A 17,033-nucleotide genomic window follows, 5' to 3' on the forward strand; every position below is an offset into this window, starting at 1 on the left:
CCCCTCTAGTCCCCTTGAGTTTCCTTGCGGCGCTTGGCCGCCAGCGCGGTCAGGCGTTGCAACGCCGGCTGAGGCAGCACGCGCGCCGCGAATACCATCGCCCGCTGGGCCGCCGTCAGCGGCCACGCCCCGTCCCGCATCGACCCCTGCCTGGGTATGCCGAGCACGACCCGCGACATGTGGTGCATGCCGGCGGCCGGAAGAATCCTGTTGGCGGCCAGCAGCATCGACGCATCCGGCCCAATGCCACGGCGGCGGAACGGGGCCCGGTCGTCGAGCGCCTTGAGCAGGCCGTCGGTGAACTTCTCGGGTGGCCTGGCGAGTTTCATCGCGGCCCGGCCCCGGCTGTTCATCGTGTTGTGCAGCCGGGCGTACGGGCCGCCGAAATCGCGGTTGTCGGTGGTGCCCGCGTCGGTGATGATCTCGGTGTCATACGTGCCGGCGACCAAGACGGTGACGCCCAGTCCGAACGGCGCGATCTCGCACGCCATGGCCTCACCCCAACGCTCCAGCGCTCCCTTGGCCGCCGAGTACGGGGCGGTGGCCGGCTGCCCGCGCACGCCGGCCGCGCTGGACACCAGCACGATGCGCCCCTCGCCGGCAGCCCGCATCGACGGCAGCAACGCCTGGGTGAGCGCGACGGGCCCCAGGACGCTGGTGGCGAACATGTTCTGCCACAGCGCCATATCGGTCTCCTCGACCATCCCTGCGGCCGAGATCCCGGCGTTGTGAACCAGCGCATACGGCGCGCCGACGGTTTCTTCGACGGCCTTGGCGGCCACGGATATCGACGCGGGGTCGAGCAGGTCCAGCTGCACGCCGATCAGCCGGTCGTCCTCCTCGCCCGCCCCTGTGGCCGCCCGAAGCGCCGGCATGCCGCAGTCGGGCGTGCGCATGGCGGCGACCACGCGCCACCCCTCGCGGTACAACCGCACCGCCGAGGCGAAGCCCAGCCCGCGGGACGCGCCGGTGACGACGACGCCGCGCGGCTCAGCCATGCGCGCTCGGGGTTGCGCAGGCACCGACACCCGGCGGCGGTGGATCGACGTGCGGACGCCCGTTGGGCTCCCCGCTCGCCCAGGTAGACCAGATGCCGACCGAGAACGGGCCCTGCGCGCCGGCCTTCTCGTAATAGCCCTGCGGGTCATACACTTTCGCCTCGGGGTAGGGCCACGGGCACGCGACGGAGGTCGCCGCATGGCTGACCTTGATGACCCAGAACCACGCACCATAGGCGAAGTAGGACACGTTGATGATGGCGAACATCACCAGGAAGGTGCCGAGCACCGGACGCGTCGGGAAGATCCTGGCCTTGGCGGCCAGCTTCTCGGCCACCGACTTACCGGTGTCGTCGCGGTAGCACAGGATCGCCGCGGGCACCATCACGAAGGTCACCGAAAACGACTCCCAGATCAACGGGAATTGGAACGTCGTGCCGGTGAACACCGAGCCCCACGGGATCACCTGGGAGTAGATGTACATGCCCATGTGCACGAGCTGAATCTCCAGCCACGCGTCGAAGACGAAGCCGATCGCACAGGTCAGCAGGCCCAGGCTGACCAACGGGTGGCGCGACACGAAGGCCGTCGGCCCGTACTTGGCCTGTAGCTTGCGCAGAATCCACACGGCCGGGAAGTAGGGCCCGAAATAGAACATCACGTAACCGAAGACGACGAACGGCTCGACGGTCGGCGACAGCGAGACCAGCGGCCAGGACTCCGGCCAATGGATCAGGTCGGGGTTGTACACCGCGAACGGAGACCAGTTCATGATCGGGTCCTGCCACACGATCAGCGTGGTGCACAGGAACATCAGCATCACCGGGCTGCCCGGATTGCGGCGCCATCCCCTGATGAACACCGCCAGCAGCACGAGCAGCATGACGCATGTGGCGATGTGTAGGAAGGTGATGTAGTCCAGGCCGAAGATGAACTTGACGGGGCGGGGCCGGCCCTGCACGTTCGGGTTGGCGACCCGCGGGTCGAGGGCGACGCGACAATTCGCGATGAAGAAGAGCGCGAAGGCCGCCAGCGCAGCGCCGGCGATCCAGCCGCCCCAGCCGCGCTTCGCAGGGCGCGCTGCCGACTTCTCTTCCGCGACAAGCGGTATGGACTGTTCCGTCGACATCAGCCGTCCTCTCCGAAGCGATCGACCAGATGCGAGTTGGTGCCATCGGCGTCCAGGGTGCGGGCCACCAGGTAGCCGGCTCCCATCCATGCGCGACGAGTCCATTTCCCGAACGAGACGCGGGTGCCGGGCGCGCCCGAGGCGGCGGGCATCATCTTCACCCGCTCCAGCGCCTCCTTGACGCCACGGGGGCTGAGCGGGTGGGCGTCGGCGAACGCGCGGACGAGGGTGGCGGCGACGTCGCGGTTGACCACCGACACGCAATATTCGGGACGGCTGCCGTCGTACTTCTTCGCATACCGGTCGAGGAATTCCTGACCGAGCCGGTTCGCCTCGTCGTACTGGTCCACCCCGACCCAACCCATGAACGCGTTCCACATGATCGGGTTCACCCAGGCGTTCTGAAAGGCGGTGGTGGTGAACCGCGGTGGGTCCCAGTTCACGGCTTCCAGCGCGGGGTTGATGAAGACGATGCCGAAACCGAAGCCCAGATGCACGATCGCCTGGGACTTGGCTTCGTGCAGGGTGCTGACGGCATCGTTGATGTCTTGCGCGGTCTGGGCGATCGCCGCCTCCGCGACGATGCGAATCCCCTTGCGCCGGCACGCGCTTCGCAGGTTCTTCAGGTAGCTTTCGCCGATCAGGTTCTGCTCCACGAGGACTCCGATTTCGGAGAAGCCCCGTTTGGCGACGAGGTCGGCGATGAAGATCGGCTCATCGGTCATCGAGCCCTGCGGGAAGGCGAAGGTCCATTCACCCAGCCAGTCATCGGTGCCGGTGACACTGATCGCCGGCACCTTGAACCGCTCCTCGATCGCCTCGCGGGTGGGCACGCAGTTGTCGGTGATGTGCGGCCCGAACACCACCAGGCAGCCCTCGTCGACGAGCTCGCCGAACGCGTCGATGACCGCCTTGACCGAGCCCTTGGGCAGGCCCTCCACCTCGCGGTAGATCATTTGCACGGGGCGATCGATCAGGCCCTGTTCGACGGCTTCTTCGAAGATCAGGTCGAAGCACCGGGTGAAGCTCGCCATCAGTTCTTCGGGGAATCCCGGCGGCAGCGTGAAGTCCATCAGGTAGCCGACCTTGATCGGCTGAGCGCTGCTCTCGTAGGACATCTGACCTCCCGGGTGGCAACATCACGCGCGTCGAACCAGCACAAACCTAATATTTGTTCAGACCCTAGCGGGGGCCTTATGCAGCGTCAATCATTCGCCCGCCGTGCCCAGATAGATGTCGATCATCTCGGCCAGCGCCTTGCCGACCGTCACGTCGTCGGTGAGCGGTCCCGCGATCGCGGCCCGGGCGGCGCAGGGCAAACTCAGCCCTTCCGCGACGAGCCTGCCCGCGGCGATCAGCACCCGCGTCGACGCGACCTCGCGCAGGCCGCCCGTCTCCAGCCGGCGGATGGCCTGCCCGAAGCGCACCAGCTCCGCGGCGGTGGCACCGTCCACGCCCGCCTCGTGCGCGACGATCACCTCCTCGACATCGGCTGCGGGAAAGTCGAATTCGATGGCGACCATCCGCTGACGGGTGGAATCCTTCAGATCCTTCAGCACGCTCTGATAACCGGGGTTGTAGGAGACCACCAGGCCGAACCCGGGCGCCGCGTCCAGCGTGACACCGAGCCGCTCGATCGGCAGCTGCCGCCGGTGGTCGGCCAGCGGATGCAGCACCACGGTGGTGTCCTGCCTGGCTTCCACCACCTCGTCGAGATAGCAGATCGACCCCTCGCGCACCGCCCGCGTCAGCGGGCCGTCCACCCACACCGTCTCGTCGCCCTGCAGCAGATACCGGCCGACTAGGTCCGCGGTGGTGAGGTCGTCATGACAGGCGACGGTGATCAGCGGCCGGCCGAGATCGTGGGCCATCGCCTCGACAAAGCGGGTCTTGCCGCACCCCGTCGGCCCCTTCAGCAGCAGGGCCAGTCCCTGGCGGTACGCCGCCTTGAAAACGGCTTCCTCGCCACCGATCGCCTTGTAGTAGGGCCGTGCCCCCTCGACGTCGGGCCTCGCGCCGTTCCGTTGAGCAAGCCCGGACTCGTCGGCCATCGCTTCAGTCATGGTGAATGGAGCCTATCGCGGAACAGATGTTTGTTTCAAGCCGCCTGACTGGCCCGTATGGGCGCGACGACGAAATCACGCGGCGCTCACGACACCCTGCGGCGGACCTCGGCCGAACGCAACGCGGACCGGAACAGCGGGCCGATCACACCGGCGAGTTGATCGGGGCGCGCGATCGTCGCGTGCGCGGCGCTACCGAAGACCCGGCGCAACGACTGCACGTCGGTTCCCGCGCCGATGGTCAGGCACACACAGCCGGTGCCGCGGCGGCGGGCCTCGGTCAGGGCGCGCCGCGCGTCGGCGGCGCCGTAGGCCCGCTCATATCCGTGGTCGTATGCGAGCCCGTCGGAAAGCATCACCAGCAACCGCCGTGCGGTGCCCCCGCGCGCCTCCAGCACCGCGGAGCCGTGCCGGATGGCCGCCCCGAGGCGGGAGTACGCGCCGGGTTCAAGGCTGTTGAGCCGCTTCATGACTCGCGCATCGAGGTGATCATCGAACCGCTTGACCGGCACCATGCTCACCGCCCCACGGCCCTGCGAGTAATAGGCGTAGAGCGCGACCCGGTCGCCGAGATCGTGCAGCGCGACGGTGAGGTTGGCGACCGCCACGCGCTGCTGCTCGTGCACGGTGCGCCCGACCGTGCCGGGCTCCGCCGCCGACCCCGACACGTCGAGAAGCAGCAGCACGGACAGGTCCCGGCGGCGCCGCAGGCTGTCCAGGTACACGGCCTCGTCGGGCACCGACCCGGCCAGCACCTCGACGCGGGCTTCGACCGCCGCGTCGATGTCGATGTCGTCGCCCTGCGGCTGCCGGTGCCGGCGGTGCAGGCCCATCCCGAGCCGCGACAACGGGCGGCGCACGCCGATGGCGGCCTCGATCGCATGGGTCGCCGACGCTTTGACCTCGGGCTCGACCTCGCGCACGGTGCACCACGCGGGCCGGTACTTCCGGCGCGCGGCGTCCCATTCCGGATACGCGACGCCGTTCGCGGCACCGAGTGCCGGCCGATCGTCGCCGTCGTCGCGGGCCGTGGCCGCCAGCGACGTCACCGCGTACAACCCGCGCCTGCCGGAGTTCGTCCGATGCGTCGGGGTGTCGGCGCCGGGCGGCCCGCCGCCGCTGCCCGTCTTGCGGGCCGACGAAAGCATCTTCTTGAGCCACTTGCCGATGAAACCGCCGCCGCCGACCGGGCTGGTGAACACGTCCGGGTCGTCGGAATCGTCGACCTCGCCGTCGTCGAGTTCCTCCAACTCCCGCGCGGCACGGTCTCGCGGGACGTGTCCGGCGTTTTCGCCCTCTTGCCGTTCGGCCGCCCGGGCGGACGCGGCCAGCACCTTCGCCGCGCGGATGACGCCGAAATCCGGGGCCGGGTCGTCGATCGCGTCGCGGCTCTCGGCGATCCGCAGCGACGCGGCGGGCGAATCGCTGCGACTCGCCGTGTCCCGGTCGCCCAGTGACACCAACACGTTCGGCAGCAGGCCGGCGTTCGCGACGAGTGCGCGGTGCCCCTCCACCGCCAGGTAACGCCGGGCCAGTCGGGGATGGCGGAGCAGCGGCCGGATGACCTCCGGGTCCAGGCTGCCGGCCGCGATCATCGAGGCGTGCACGGCCACCGCCTCGAGCTGACCGCGCGGGTCCGCGCCGACGTGAATCGTCTGCCCGTCGGTCCACGACGGCTCACCCGGCCGCGACACGGCCACCGCGACGGCGCGCCCCGCGAGCGCCGAGGCGAGCATGCCGAGGCCGGGAGCGCCGGGAACTTCGGTGGACACCCTCAAACTCCGAACGGTTGGACGACGTTGACCAAATATCTGTTCCACCGTAAAGTCCGCTGCGATCGCAGTCAATCGGGCAAGGAGCACATCGTGAGGTTCCTGGTGCCCTCGTCGATCGTGGACGAGGTGTTGGAGGTGTGTGCCCGGCGCGGCGTCAGCGCGATGCCGGGCAACGCCGAGGTCAGCTTCCCCGAACCACGAGGCAGCTGAGGTGCCCGCCGACGCCGACGTTGACCGGCTATCCGCTCAACCGTAAAGTCCGGCTAGGTCGCAAATTCACCAGAAAACAAGGAAAAGTGGACTTTTCATACCCGGCGGAAGTGGAGCAGTTCCGCACCGAGTTGCGCGACTGGCTGGCCGCGAACCTGACCGACGAGCTGGTGGCCGCCCGTCGTCCCGCCGGGCGCGACGACGCCGCAATCGAAATGCTGCGCGCCTGGAGCGCGACGATGGCCGAAGCGGGCTGGGCCGCCGTCTCGTGGCCCCGCGAGTACGGTGGCCGCGGCGCGACGGTGCTCGAGCAGCTGGTCTACACCGAGGAAACCACCCGCGCGCGGGCGCCCATGCCGCTCAACGTGATTGGGCTGAACAACATCGCGCCGGCCATCATGCAATATGGGACCGAATCCCAGAAGCGCACGCTACTGCCCCGCATGATGCGCGCCGACGACATCTGGTGCCAAGGGATGTCGGAACCCGAAGCCGGGTCGGACCTCGCGGCGCTGCGTACCCGCGCGGTGCGCGACGGTGACGACTTCGTCGTCAGCGGCCAGAAGATCTGGACCTCGCTCGGACACCGGGCGGACTGGTGCCAGCTGTATGTGCGCACCGATCCCGACGCGCCCAAGCACAAGGGCATCTCGTGTCTGATCGTCGACATGTCCCTGCCCGGCATCGAAGCCCGCCCGCTGGTGACGCTCAACGGCGAAGCCGATTTCGCCGAGGTCTTCTTCCACGACGTGCGGGTGCCGGCGGACGCGTTGCTCGGGCCGTTGAACGCCGGCTGGCAGGTGGCCACCACCACGCTCAGCCACGAACGGGCCGGGGCCGCAAGGCTATACGCCGAGATGCAGGTGCGGCTCGAGGAACTGGTGGACGACATCGCCGCGCACACCGACGCGCTCGACGACGCCGTGACGCTGCGCCGCCTCGGCGAAATCGCCCTCCGCATCAAGTATCTCGAGGTGCTGTGCCAGCGGTCGATCTCGGCCACGCTGCACGGCGGTGACGCCTTCGGCTCGGCCAGCCTCGCCAAGACGGTGTGGGGCGAGATCGGGCAGGACATGGCCGCCCTGGCCTTCGACGTGCTGGGCACCCGCGGTGCCGGCGCTCCGTGGGCGAACTACCGCCTGACGTCGCGCTCGCTCACCATCGCCGGCGGCACCAGTCAGATCAACAAGAACATCACCGCCCAGCGGGTACTCGGGTTGCCGCGCGCATGAACCTCGAACTCACCGACGAGCAGGCGGCGCTGCGCGACACCACCCGGCGCTTTCTCGCCGAAAAGGCGCCGATATCGCAGCACGTGCGCCCGCTGCTGGACGACCCGACCGGCATCGACGAGGCGGTGTGGCGTGGGCTTGCCGAGCTCGGAACGACCGGCCTCCTGGTCCCGGAGGACCACGGCGGCGCCGGCATGTCGATGGTCGAGGCCGGCATCGTGGCCGAAGAGCTGGGCGCGGCGCTGCATCCGGGACCGTGGTTGTCGACCGCCGTCGCCGCGCCCCGGGCGTTGACCCGGCTCGGCGCGACCGGCGCCGGGGCCGGGCTGCTGACCGGGATCGCCGACGGCACCACCGTCGCCACCGCCTGCCTCCTGGCCGATGCTCCCGTTGCCGCGGCCCGAGGGGAAGCGGGGGGCGTCGTGTTGCGCGGCGAGATCGCCGCGGTGCCCGACGCCGCCGCCGCGGGCGTCTTGTTGGTGGTCGCCGAGGATGACGGCGGGCTTGGGCTGTTCGCCGTGCGAACGGACTCCTCGGGCGTTGCGGTCACGGCCGAACACGGTATCGACCAGACCCGCAAGCGGTTTCGCGTCAAACTCGACGCGGCGCCGGCGGAGCGACTGGCCGCGGCGTCGGCGGAGGACGTCGCGGCGGTGGTCGACGACGTGCTGGTCGCCGCCGCCGCTGACGCCCTCGGTGCGGCGCGCGCCGTCATGAACATCGCGGTCGAATACGCCAAAACCAGAACGCAATTCGGGCAGCCGATCGGCTCGTTCCAGGCGGTTCAGCATCTGTGCGTCGACATGTTCGAGACTGTCGAACTCGCCCGCAGCGGCGTGATCCACGCGCTGTGGGCCGCCGACAACGCCGATCCGGCCGAGCGGCATCTATCCGCGGTACGCACGAAGGCATTCGCCGGGCGGCTGGCCACCGTGGGCGACACGGCCATTCAGGTTTTCGGCGGGATCGGTTACATCTGGGAGCACGACGCGCACCTGTATCTCAAGCGCCTGCTGAGCTGGAGCGCGTTCCTCGGTGGGTCCGACCGGTACCTGACGGAACTCGGTGCGCGCCTTGCGAAGAGGGACCGGCCGTGATGGATATCGACTACCTGCTCACCGCCACCCGCTCGGCGCGCAAGACGCTCGATCTGGATGCCCCGGTCGACCGCGAAGACATTCGGGAATGCCTGCGCATCGGGCTGCAGGCGGCCAACGGCTCCAATCAGCAGTCGTGGCGCTGGCTGGTGATCACCGACCCGGCGTTGCGCGAGGAGATCGCTCGGCTGTACCGCGCGGCCTACCTGCTGCGTGTGGGCGGCCAACTGATCGCCGATTTCGTGCCGGCCGGGACGCCGGAGGGCCGAATCATGTCGTCGACGGAGTGGCTGGTCGAGCACATGGCAAAGGTGCCGCTGCTGGTGATTCCGTGTTACGAGCCGTATCTGCCGCGCATCGAGGGCGACGAATCGTTTCATCAGGCCACGCTCTACGGCTCGATCTTCCCGGCGGTGTGGAACTTTCAGCTGGCGCTGCACACCCGGGGATACGGCACTTGCATCACGACGCTGCACCTGCATCGCGAGCAGGAGGTGCGGGAGTTGCTGGGCATCCCCGAAACCTACGTGCAGGGCTGCCTGCTTCCGGTGGGCCGGCTGCGCGCGGGGCACACGTTCCGGCCGGCCCGGCGCAGGCCGGTCGCCGAGGTGGTCGTGCGCGACGGTTGGGACGGGCCGGGGCTCTAGAATGGGGGCCATTACCGCTGTTAGCAGCGTGTTCGCCGCGCCGGGTCTGATAACCTCTAACAAAGATTTGGTTCGGCGAGAGGGACGAATGCGTATGGTTGTCGAACCGCAGTCGTCCGGAAGCGCGTAGCGCTGACCATGCCCAGAGCGGAGTCCTTGCGAGCCGGCGCCACAGCCGATTTGGGCACGCGCCGGACCGAAATCCTGACCACCGCGGCCTCTTTGATCGCACAGTCGGGGTTGCGAACCTCGTTGCAGGAGATCGCCGACGCGGCGGGAATTCTTCCCGGCAGCCTCTATCACCACTTCGAGTCCAAAGAGGCGATCCTGATCGAGTTGATCCACCGCTATCAGGAGGATCTGGACCGGATCGGGCTTGCCGCGCAAGCGAAGTTGGACAAGGCCGACCCCCGCCCGGTCCCCGAGCAGATCGTCGAACTGGGCTCGGCGATCGCGAACTGCGCCGTGCAGCACCGCGCCGCGCTGCAGATGTCGTTCTACGAGGGGCCGAGCACCGACCCGGAGTTGATGAAGCTGACCCAGCAGCGCCCCGTGGCGATCCAGGAGGCGATGCTGCAAACCCTGCGCGCGGGACGGTGGAGCGGCTACATCAAGCCCGACATCGATCTGCCCACGCTGGCCGACCGGATCTGCCAGACCATGCTGCAGGTGGGCCTTGACGTCATGCGTCACAAGTCCCCCGCCGACCAGGTGGCGGCCCTACTTTGTCGAATCATGTTGCAAGGGTTGGCAACCCGGCCGCCCACCGACTCGGCGCTGGATAGGTCGAATGCCTTGGCGGCCGCTCGGGACGTCATCGAGACCTGGTCGGACGACAGCGACGCCGACCCCAGCGACAAGGCGGCGCACGTCCGGGCGGTGGCGCGGACGGAGTTCGGCCGCAAGGGTTACGAGGCCACCACCATCAGGGACATCGCCTCCGCGGCCGGCCTCGGCACGGGAACCGTCTACCGCGTGATCGGGTCAAAGGACGAACTCCTGGCGTCGATCATGGAATCGTTCGGCCGGAAGGTCGAGGCGGGCTGGGTCGCCGTGCTGCGTTCGAACGCCACGCCGGTCGAGAAGCTGGACGCCTTGAGCTGGGTCAACGTCAATGCGCTCGATCGGTTCTCCGACGAGTTCCGCATTCAGCTCGCCTGGATGCGGCAGTCGCCCCCGGACACCCCCAACCCGGGGTGGCTGTATGCGACGCGACTTCGGCAGATGAAAACGCTTCTTTCCGAAGGCATCCGATCCGGGGAGATCACCGCCGACGCCGCATCCACCGCGATGCTCGCCCGCTGCGTCATCGGCCTGCAGTGGATACCGGAGAACATCCTCGCCGACGTCGGCAAACGCGCCGCGCTCGTGCACGTCCGCGACACCGTTTTGCGTGGCGTCGCGGTTCGTGCGGGGTAGGTGTTGAACCAAAAAACTGTTACCCATACAGTTGGGCAATTAGAACCGCGTTGGCAGTGAACGAGAAGGGGATTTCCATGACTGTTGTCGATCGGTTGCGCTACGACGGCAAGCGGGCTCTCGTCGTTGGCGGCGCCACCGGCATGGGCGCGGCGGCGGCCAAGTCCGCGGCCGAGCTCGGCGCCGAGGTGATCGTGATGGACTACGCGCCGGTGAACTACGACGTCGCCAAGGCCATCCAGGTGGACCTGCGCGATCCCGCGTCGATCGACGCGGCGGTCGAGCAGCTGGACGGGCCGGTCCACGCCCTGTTCTCGGCCGCCGGCATCGCCGACGGGACAACCGACCTGATGGCCATCAACTTCCTCGGCCACCGCCACCTCATCGACCGCCTCCTCGAGCGCAACCAGCTTCCCTCCGGCTCGGCGATCTGCTTCATCTCCTCGGTCGCCGGCATGGGCTGGGAAAACGACCTGGAGCTGCTGACCGAATTTCTCGCCACGCCGGATTTCGCCTCGGCGCAGGAGTGGGTCAAGGCACACGAAGCGGAAGGCATCATCCACTACGGCTTTTCCAAGAAGGTCGTCAACGCCTACGTCGCGACCCAGGGCTACCCGCTGCTGAAGAGGGGCATCCGCATCAACGCGATCTGCCCCGGCCCCACCGACACCCCGCTGGCCCAGGCCAACGCCGACCTCTGGCTCACCTTCGCGCAGGACTACCGCGAGGAGACCGGCTCGAAGGTGCATACCCCCGAGCAGATGGGTGACGTGATGGCGTTCCTCAACAGCGCCGCCGCCTTCGGCATCAGCGGCATCACGCTGCTGGTGGACTACGGGCACACGATGGCCTCGCTCACCAACGCCTACCCGCCGGGCAAGCCGATCATCGACATCATCATGGGGCGGGTGAAGCTCTAGAGACGGGTGCCCGTTTCGGCGCCGGTACCGTCGGGGGCATGGCACGAGTCATCGTCATCGGCGGGCACGGCAAGGTCGCACTGCAGCTGGCCCGCATCCTGACCGAACGCGGCGACGAGGTCAGTTCGGTCTTCCGCAACCCCGAACATTCGGACGACGTCGCGGCCACCGGCGCAAAGCCGGTGGTCGCCGACATCGAGCGCCTGGACACCGACGCGCTCACCGAGCTGCTGACCGGTCACGACGCGGTCGTCTTCTCCGCCGGCGCAGGCGGCGGCAACCCGGCGCGCACGTACGCCGTCGACCGCGACGCGGCCATCCGGGTGATCGATGCCGCCGAGCGGGCGGGCATCCTGCGATTCGTGATGGTGTCGTATTTTGGGGCGGGTCCCGATCACGGTGTCGCGCAGGACAGTTCGTTCTTCCCGTACGCCGAGGCGAAGGCGGCCGCGGACGAACACCTGCGCGCCAGCCGTTTGCACTGGACGATCCTGGGACCGGGCCGGCTCACCCTCGACCCGCCGACGGGCCGAATCGCCCTCGGTGAGGGCAAAGGCGAGGTATCCCGTGCGGACGTTGCGCAGGTGGCCGCGGTCGCCCTGGAAAACAACGCGACGATCGGCCGGACCATCGACTTCAACAACGGCGACGTCCCGATCGCGGCGGCGTTGAAGGGCTGACTAAACTGCATCTCGCAGCTGGTCTGCCGTCGCCGCACCACGCGACTTCGGCATCGAGCGAGGCGGGTTGGTAACGCTTCGCGAGAGGGAACCCGGTGAGAGCCCGGGACTGTCCCGCAGCGGTATGCAGGAACGACCGCCGTCAAAAGCACTGGTCGCAAGACCGGGAAGCGACGGCCATTAGGAACACCAATCGGGGTGTGCGCCTGCGAGTCCGAAGACCTGCCAGCTGTGCCGGGCGCGCCGCGCCCGGCGGCTCATCGCCTCGTGGAATGGGCGTTCGGCCGCGACGGTTGAGATGCGTGTACCTTGCGCACCGCAGCCGGATCGGCTTGCGTCCGCATGGCGGTGACCACCCCGTCGATTGAAGGACGAAAATACCGTGATCTCCCAACCATTCACCGCCACGGTCGTCGGCTCGCCCCGCATCGGCCCGAAGCGCGAACTCAAACGCGCCACCGAGGGGTACTGGGCCGGACGCACCAGCCGGTCCGAGCTGGAATCGGTCGCCGCGACGTTGCGCCGCGACATGTGGGCCGGCCTCGCCGCCGCCGGCCTGGACTCGGTGCCGGTGAACACCTTCTCCTATTACGACCAGACGCTGGACACCGCCGTCATGCTCGGCGCCCTGCCGCCCCGGGCCGCACGGGTCCCCGACGATCTGGATCGCTACTTCGCCGCAGCCCGCGGCAATCCCGACGTCGCGCCGCTGGAGATGACCAAGTGGTTCGACACCAACTACCACTACCTGGTCCCCGAGATCGAGCCCTCGACCACCTTCTCGCTCAACCCGGACAAGGTGCTCGCCGAACTGAAAGAGGCTCTCGCGCAGGGGATCCCCGCCCGCCCCGTCGTCATCGGACCGATCACCTTCCTGCTGTTGAGCAAGGCGGTCAACGGCGGCGGCGCACCGATCGAGCGACTGCAGGAACTCGTGCCCATCTACTCGGAGCTGTTGGGGCTGCTCGCCGCCAACGGCGCGCAGTGGGTGCAGTTCGACGAGCCGGCGCTGGTGACCGACATCTCCCCCGACGCCCCGGCCTTGGCGGAGGCCGCGTACAACGCGCTGGGCAAGGTGACCGACCGGCCGGCCATCTACGTCGCCACCTACTTCGGTGATCCCGGCGCATCGCTGGCCGGTCTGGCCCGCACCCCGGTCGAGGCGATCGGCGTCGACCTCGTTTACGGCGCCGACACCGCGGTGGCGGGCATACCGGAGCTGTCCGGCAAGACCCTGGTGGCCGGCGTCGTCGACGGGCGCAACGTGTGGCGCACCGACCTGGAGGCCGCGCTGAACAAACTGACCACCCTCCTGGGTTCGGCTGGCACGGTTGCGGTTTCGACGTCGTGCTCCACGATGCACGTGCCGTATTCGCTCGAACCCGAGGCCGACCTGGACGACGCGCTGCGCAGCTGGCTGGCGTTCGGTAAGGAGAAGGTCGCCGAGGTGGTGACGCTCGCGCGCGCCCTGCGCGAAGGGCGCGGCGCGGTCGCCGACGAGATCGCCGCGTCCAACACCGCGGTGGCCTCCCGCAAGAGCGACCCGCGGCTGCACAACGACCGGCTGCGGGAACGCATCGAGGAGATCGTCGCCACCGGCACCCACCGCGGCGACCCGGCGTCACGTCGTGCCCGCCAGGACGAGCGGTTGCGCCTGCCGGCGCTGCCGACCACAACCATCGGCTCCTACCCGCAGACCGCCGCGATCCGCAAGGCGCGCGCCGCGCTGCGGTCCGGCGAGATCGACCAGGCGGAGTACGAGAAGCGGATGCGCAAGGAGATCGCCGACGTCATCGCGCTGCAGGAGGAGCTGGGTCTCGACGTGCTGGTGCACGGCGAGCCGGAACGCAACGACATGGTGCAGTACTTCGCCGAGCAGCTACAGGGCTTCTTCGCGACGCAGAGCGGCTGGGTGCAGTCGTACGGCAGCCGCTGCGTGCGTCCGCCGATCCTCTACGGCGACGTCATTCGCACCCACCCGATGACCGTCGACTGGATCTCCTACGCGCAATCGTTGACCGACAAGCCGGTCAAGGGCATGCTGACCGGTCCGGTCACGATCCTGGCGTGGTCGTTCGTCCGCGACGACCAGCCGCTGGCCGACACCGCCAACCAGGTGGCGCTCGCCATCCGCGACGAAACCGTGGACCTGCAATCCGCCGGCATCGCCGTCATCCAGGTCGACGAGCCGGCGCTGCGGGAGCTGCTGCCGCTGCGCCGCGCGGATCAGGAGGACTACTTGCGTTGGGCCGTAGGTTCTTTCCGGCTAGCCACCTCCGGCGTCGATGACTCCACCCAGATCCACACCCACCTGTGCTACTCGGAATTCGGCGAGGTGATCGGGGCCATCGCCGACCTGGACGCCGACGTGACGTCCCTCGAGGCGGCGCGCTCACACATGGAGGTGCTCGACGACCTCAACTCGGTCGGCTTTTCCAACAGCGTCGGTCCGGGCGTCTACGACATCCACTCGCCCAGAGTGCCGAGCACGAAGGAAATGGCGGAGTCGTTGCGCGCGGCGCTGAAAGCCGTTCCGGCGGAACGGCTGTGGGTCAACCCGGACTGCGGCCTGAAGACACGAAATGCCGACGAGGTCACCGCTTCACTGCAGAACATGGTGGCCGCGGCGCGGGAGGTCCGAGCGGGCGCCTGACCGCGAGCGTCACGCCAGCGTGGCCCTCGGGTGCCACCGTCACTCTGGCGTGACGCTCGGCGCCTCGTCCGAAAGCACCTCAACGGGAACGTCGTCAGCCCACGGTTGCCGGGTCACCATGTCGGCGACGCGGACGATGCCGCGCTCGAACTCGCCCGTCGCCGCGTCCACCAGCCGGTAGGCCTGCACCTGTTTGTGGATGGGCTGCGCGTCGAGCAGCACCACCCGCACCTCCCCCGGCTCGAAATGGCAGCGCTCCTGCAGCGCGGTGATGAGCTGCTCGTTGTGCATGTGGCCGTCGCCAAAGTTCCAGCCGATGGCGGTGCTGCAGATGCGTTCGCCGTCGGTGAGGACGTAGTCGTCCTCGTTCTGGCCCGCCATCGCGCGGTGCGCGAGGGTGAACAGCGCGCGGCCGTGAGTGTTGAAGCCGCGGAACGCATATCCCATGAAGAGCGGGATCTGCGCGGCCTCCGGGCTGCCGTAGAACCGCTCGAGCTGGGCCTGCGGCATGCTCGCGATCGCCACGATGCCCCTGGCGATCTTGTCGCTGGCCGATCCTTTGATGCACCACAGCGTGGTGTCCCAGTTGCCGGCGTAGTACCGCATCCCCGGCAGGAACGAGATCTTGCGGGGGAACATGTTGCCCAGCAAGACGATTCCCGCGATGACGACGAACAGTATCGCCACCACCACCGGGTGCCTCAGATCGCGCAGGCCCAGTCGCGCGTGCGCGACGAACAGCGACAGCACGCCGAAGATCATGAAGACGTTCCACTCCAGCGGCACGCCCATCGGTATCGACACCAGGATCCCCAGGTGGAAACAGACCATCACGATGGCCGCGATCGTGATCGGCCAGCCGCTGTGGCAGAAGAACAACGGCAGCGGCACCAGCATCTCGATGGCGGTGCTCAGGTGCGCCAGCCATCGCGACAGCCGGCCGGGCCGCAGGTCGTCCGGGAACTTCTCGAAGAATTGCCGCTTGAGCCAGCGGGGCCGCACCAGCGGATTGTTGGACATCATCGTGGAGATCACGAACGGGAAGTGCTTGTTGAGCTTCGACGTGGCGGCGCCCATCCAGATGACCAGGAACACCACCTTCGACCCGACGATCATGTCGACCCCGCCGAAGAGGAAGGTCACCGCCATCGTCGCGTACACCTCCCCGCGGGCGGCCAGGAAGATCACCTTGTCACGAAGCCCGACCACGGCGAGCAGCAACAGGATGAGCACGATCTTCCACGCCGGCAGCAACCCGATCGTCGTACCGAGCTCGGGTATCGGTCCGGTGCCGTCGGCGAACAGCGCGCTCAGGGTCACCAGCAAAAACAGCGCGTAGAGCGCGACGTCGATCGGCTTGCGCTTGGTGCCCCTCGTCAGCGGGACCCGGTCCGGCCACGGTGGCAGCCGGATGGTGCCGAACCGCATCCAGTACAGGATCGACCCCATCGGCGGGAAGAACCGGTTGTTCAGCGGGCCGAAGCCACAGCCCAGCCCGATCACCTCGAAGAGCATCGTGTACAGCACGACCTTTTCGAACACGATCGGCTCCGACCACCAGGACGCGACGTGGGTGAACCCGCCGAGTCCCTTGGTGGCCGAGGCGAACAGCCAACCGCCGAGGATGTAGAGCAGGATCTTGACGACGTAGAACAGGTGCAGCGCGACCGGCGTGCCGAAGCCCACCTCGGCCCAGTGCTTGGCCATCGGGCGGATCTTCTCGCTACGGGTGCCCTTGTTCCACTCGGCCATGTCGAGCTGCGGCAGCTCAGGCTTGAGAAATCCCATGGTGGTCAGATTAGAACGTGTTCTAGGCGAACCGCACTCAAGCCGGGCAACAATCCTTTGCCTGTGCCCTCGCCGCCGGATAGCGTGAAACCCGGATCGGCGCGGCTCGCTAGGAGGCGTCCATCATGAGCAGGCTTTTCGTTTCCATATCGGCTGCGGTGCTGGTCGCCGCCGCCGCACCGATCGCGGTGGCCCGAGCCGACGCGCCGGCACCCGGCGACGGGTGCGCGACGCTGCACGCCACCACCCAGGACGGCAACGGCAGGACGATGTGGTGCAACCCCACGATGACCGGCGCCCACAACCTGGTGTGGCAGTACGGCGGCCCGGCGCCCAGCCCGTAACGGCTTTCCCGCTCGAGGGTGAACTGAGGGCTTTCAGCGTGAACTGAGGGCGAGAAATCCGCGAAGACTCCGCCCTGG

The 17,033-nt window shown here is 68.2% G+C and carries 14 protein-coding genes, 1 pseudogene and 1 riboswitch; of the genes and pseudogenes, 9 read left to right on the top strand and 6 right to left on the bottom strand.

All coding sequences use genetic code 11. The features are described from left to right. Positions 1–5: 5 nt before the first annotated feature. From A5680_RS06305 to A5680_RS06325, 5 genes are all read right to left on the bottom strand, one after another. Entirely contained in the window at positions 6–998 is a 993-nt protein-coding gene (locus tag A5680_RS06305) for an SDR family oxidoreductase (protein WP_055398891.1), read from the bottom strand. Then, positions 991–2,127, bottom strand: a complete 1,137-nt coding sequence (locus A5680_RS06310) for a spirocyclase AveC family protein (protein ID WP_067817364.1) — start codon at positions 2,125–2,127, stop codon at positions 991–993. The genes A5680_RS06305 and A5680_RS06310 overlap by 8 nt, the downstream gene beginning before the upstream one ends. Beyond that, the gene (locus A5680_RS06315) at positions 2,127–3,245 is read right to left on the bottom strand and encodes an ABC transporter substrate-binding protein (RefSeq protein ID WP_055398895.1); all 1,119 of its coding nucleotides are present in this window, start codon (positions 3,243–3,245) and stop codon (positions 2,127–2,129) included. Before A5680_RS06315 ends, A5680_RS06310 begins: the two co-directional genes overlap by 1 nt. A 90-nt stretch (positions 3,246–3,335) precedes the next feature. Then, a complete protein-coding gene (locus A5680_RS06320) occupies positions 3,336–4,178 on the bottom strand; it encodes a CbbQ/NirQ/NorQ/GpvN family protein (protein WP_067817367.1) in 843 nt (280 codons plus the stop codon). Positions 4,179–4,276: 98 nt separating this feature from the next. Then, complete coding sequence (locus tag A5680_RS06325; protein WP_082970279.1) at positions 4,277–5,926, bottom strand: nitric oxide reductase activation protein NorD; 1,650 nt, start codon at positions 5,924–5,926, stop codon at positions 4,277–4,279. A gap of 132 nt (positions 5,927–6,058) precedes the next feature. On the opposite strand from A5680_RS06325, the pseudogene A5680_RS25615 reads away from it, so the two are divergent. The 8 genes and pseudogenes from A5680_RS25615 to metE form a co-directional block, all read left to right on the top strand. Next, positions 6,059–6,175 (top strand): annotated as a pseudogene (locus A5680_RS25615) (short-chain dehydrogenase); the annotation flags it as partial. A gap of 86 nt (positions 6,176–6,261) precedes the next feature. Beyond that, positions 6,262–7,407, top strand: a complete 1,146-nt coding sequence (locus A5680_RS06335; protein ID WP_055398904.1) for an acyl-CoA dehydrogenase family protein — start codon at positions 6,262–6,264, stop codon at positions 7,405–7,407. Further along, a complete protein-coding gene (locus A5680_RS06340; protein ID WP_067817371.1) occupies positions 7,404–8,504 on the top strand; it encodes an acyl-CoA dehydrogenase family protein in 1,101 nt (366 codons plus the stop codon). The genes A5680_RS06335 and A5680_RS06340 overlap by 4 nt, the downstream gene beginning before the upstream one ends. Further along, positions 8,504–9,151, top strand: coding sequence for a nitroreductase family protein (locus A5680_RS06345; RefSeq protein ID WP_055398909.1), 648 nt, complete (start codon positions 8,504–8,506; stop codon positions 9,149–9,151). Before A5680_RS06340 ends, A5680_RS06345 begins: the two co-directional genes overlap by 1 nt. A 138-nt stretch (positions 9,152–9,289) precedes the next feature. Next, entirely contained in the window at positions 9,290–10,570 is a 1,281-nt protein-coding gene (locus A5680_RS06350) for a TetR/AcrR family transcriptional regulator (protein ID WP_055398911.1), read from the top strand. A 77-nt stretch (positions 10,571–10,647) separates the two neighbouring features. Next, complete coding sequence (locus A5680_RS06355) at positions 10,648–11,490, top strand: SDR family oxidoreductase (RefSeq protein WP_055398959.1); 843 nt, start codon at positions 10,648–10,650, stop codon at positions 11,488–11,490. 38 nt (positions 11,491–11,528) lie between these two features. Continuing rightward, a complete protein-coding gene (locus tag A5680_RS06360; RefSeq protein ID WP_055398913.1) occupies positions 11,529–12,170 on the top strand; it encodes an SDR family oxidoreductase in 642 nt (213 codons plus the stop codon). Positions 12,171–12,221: 51 nt separating this feature from the next. After that, positions 12,222–12,415, top strand: a riboswitch (cobalamin riboswitch). Positions 12,416–12,552: 137 nt separating this feature from the next. After that, positions 12,553–14,823 carry a 5-methyltetrahydropteroyltriglutamate--homocysteine S-methyltransferase gene (gene metE, locus A5680_RS06365; RefSeq protein ID WP_055398961.1) on the top strand — a complete coding sequence of 757 codons (2,271 nt, stop codon included), beginning with the start codon at positions 12,553–12,555 and terminating at the stop codon, positions 14,821–14,823. A gap of 39 nt (positions 14,824–14,862) precedes the next feature. On the opposite strand, the gene A5680_RS06370 is transcribed toward metE, so the two are convergent. Continuing rightward, the gene (locus tag A5680_RS06370) at positions 14,863–16,611 is read right to left on the bottom strand and encodes a DUF3556 domain-containing protein (RefSeq protein WP_067817374.1); all 1,749 of its coding nucleotides are present in this window, start codon (positions 16,609–16,611) and stop codon (positions 14,863–14,865) included. 125 nt (positions 16,612–16,736) lie between these two features. On the opposite strand from A5680_RS06370, the gene A5680_RS06375 reads away from it, so the two are divergent. Next, a complete protein-coding gene (locus A5680_RS06375) occupies positions 16,737–16,955 on the top strand; it encodes a hypothetical protein (RefSeq protein WP_055398917.1) in 219 nt (72 codons plus the stop codon). Positions 16,956–17,033 lie beyond the last annotated feature (78 nt).

The sequence above is a fragment of the Mycobacterium sp. E2989 genome (assembly GCF_001667595.1).
In the GTDB taxonomy this organism is placed as follows: Bacteria; Actinomycetota; Actinomycetes; order Mycobacteriales; family Mycobacteriaceae; genus Mycobacterium.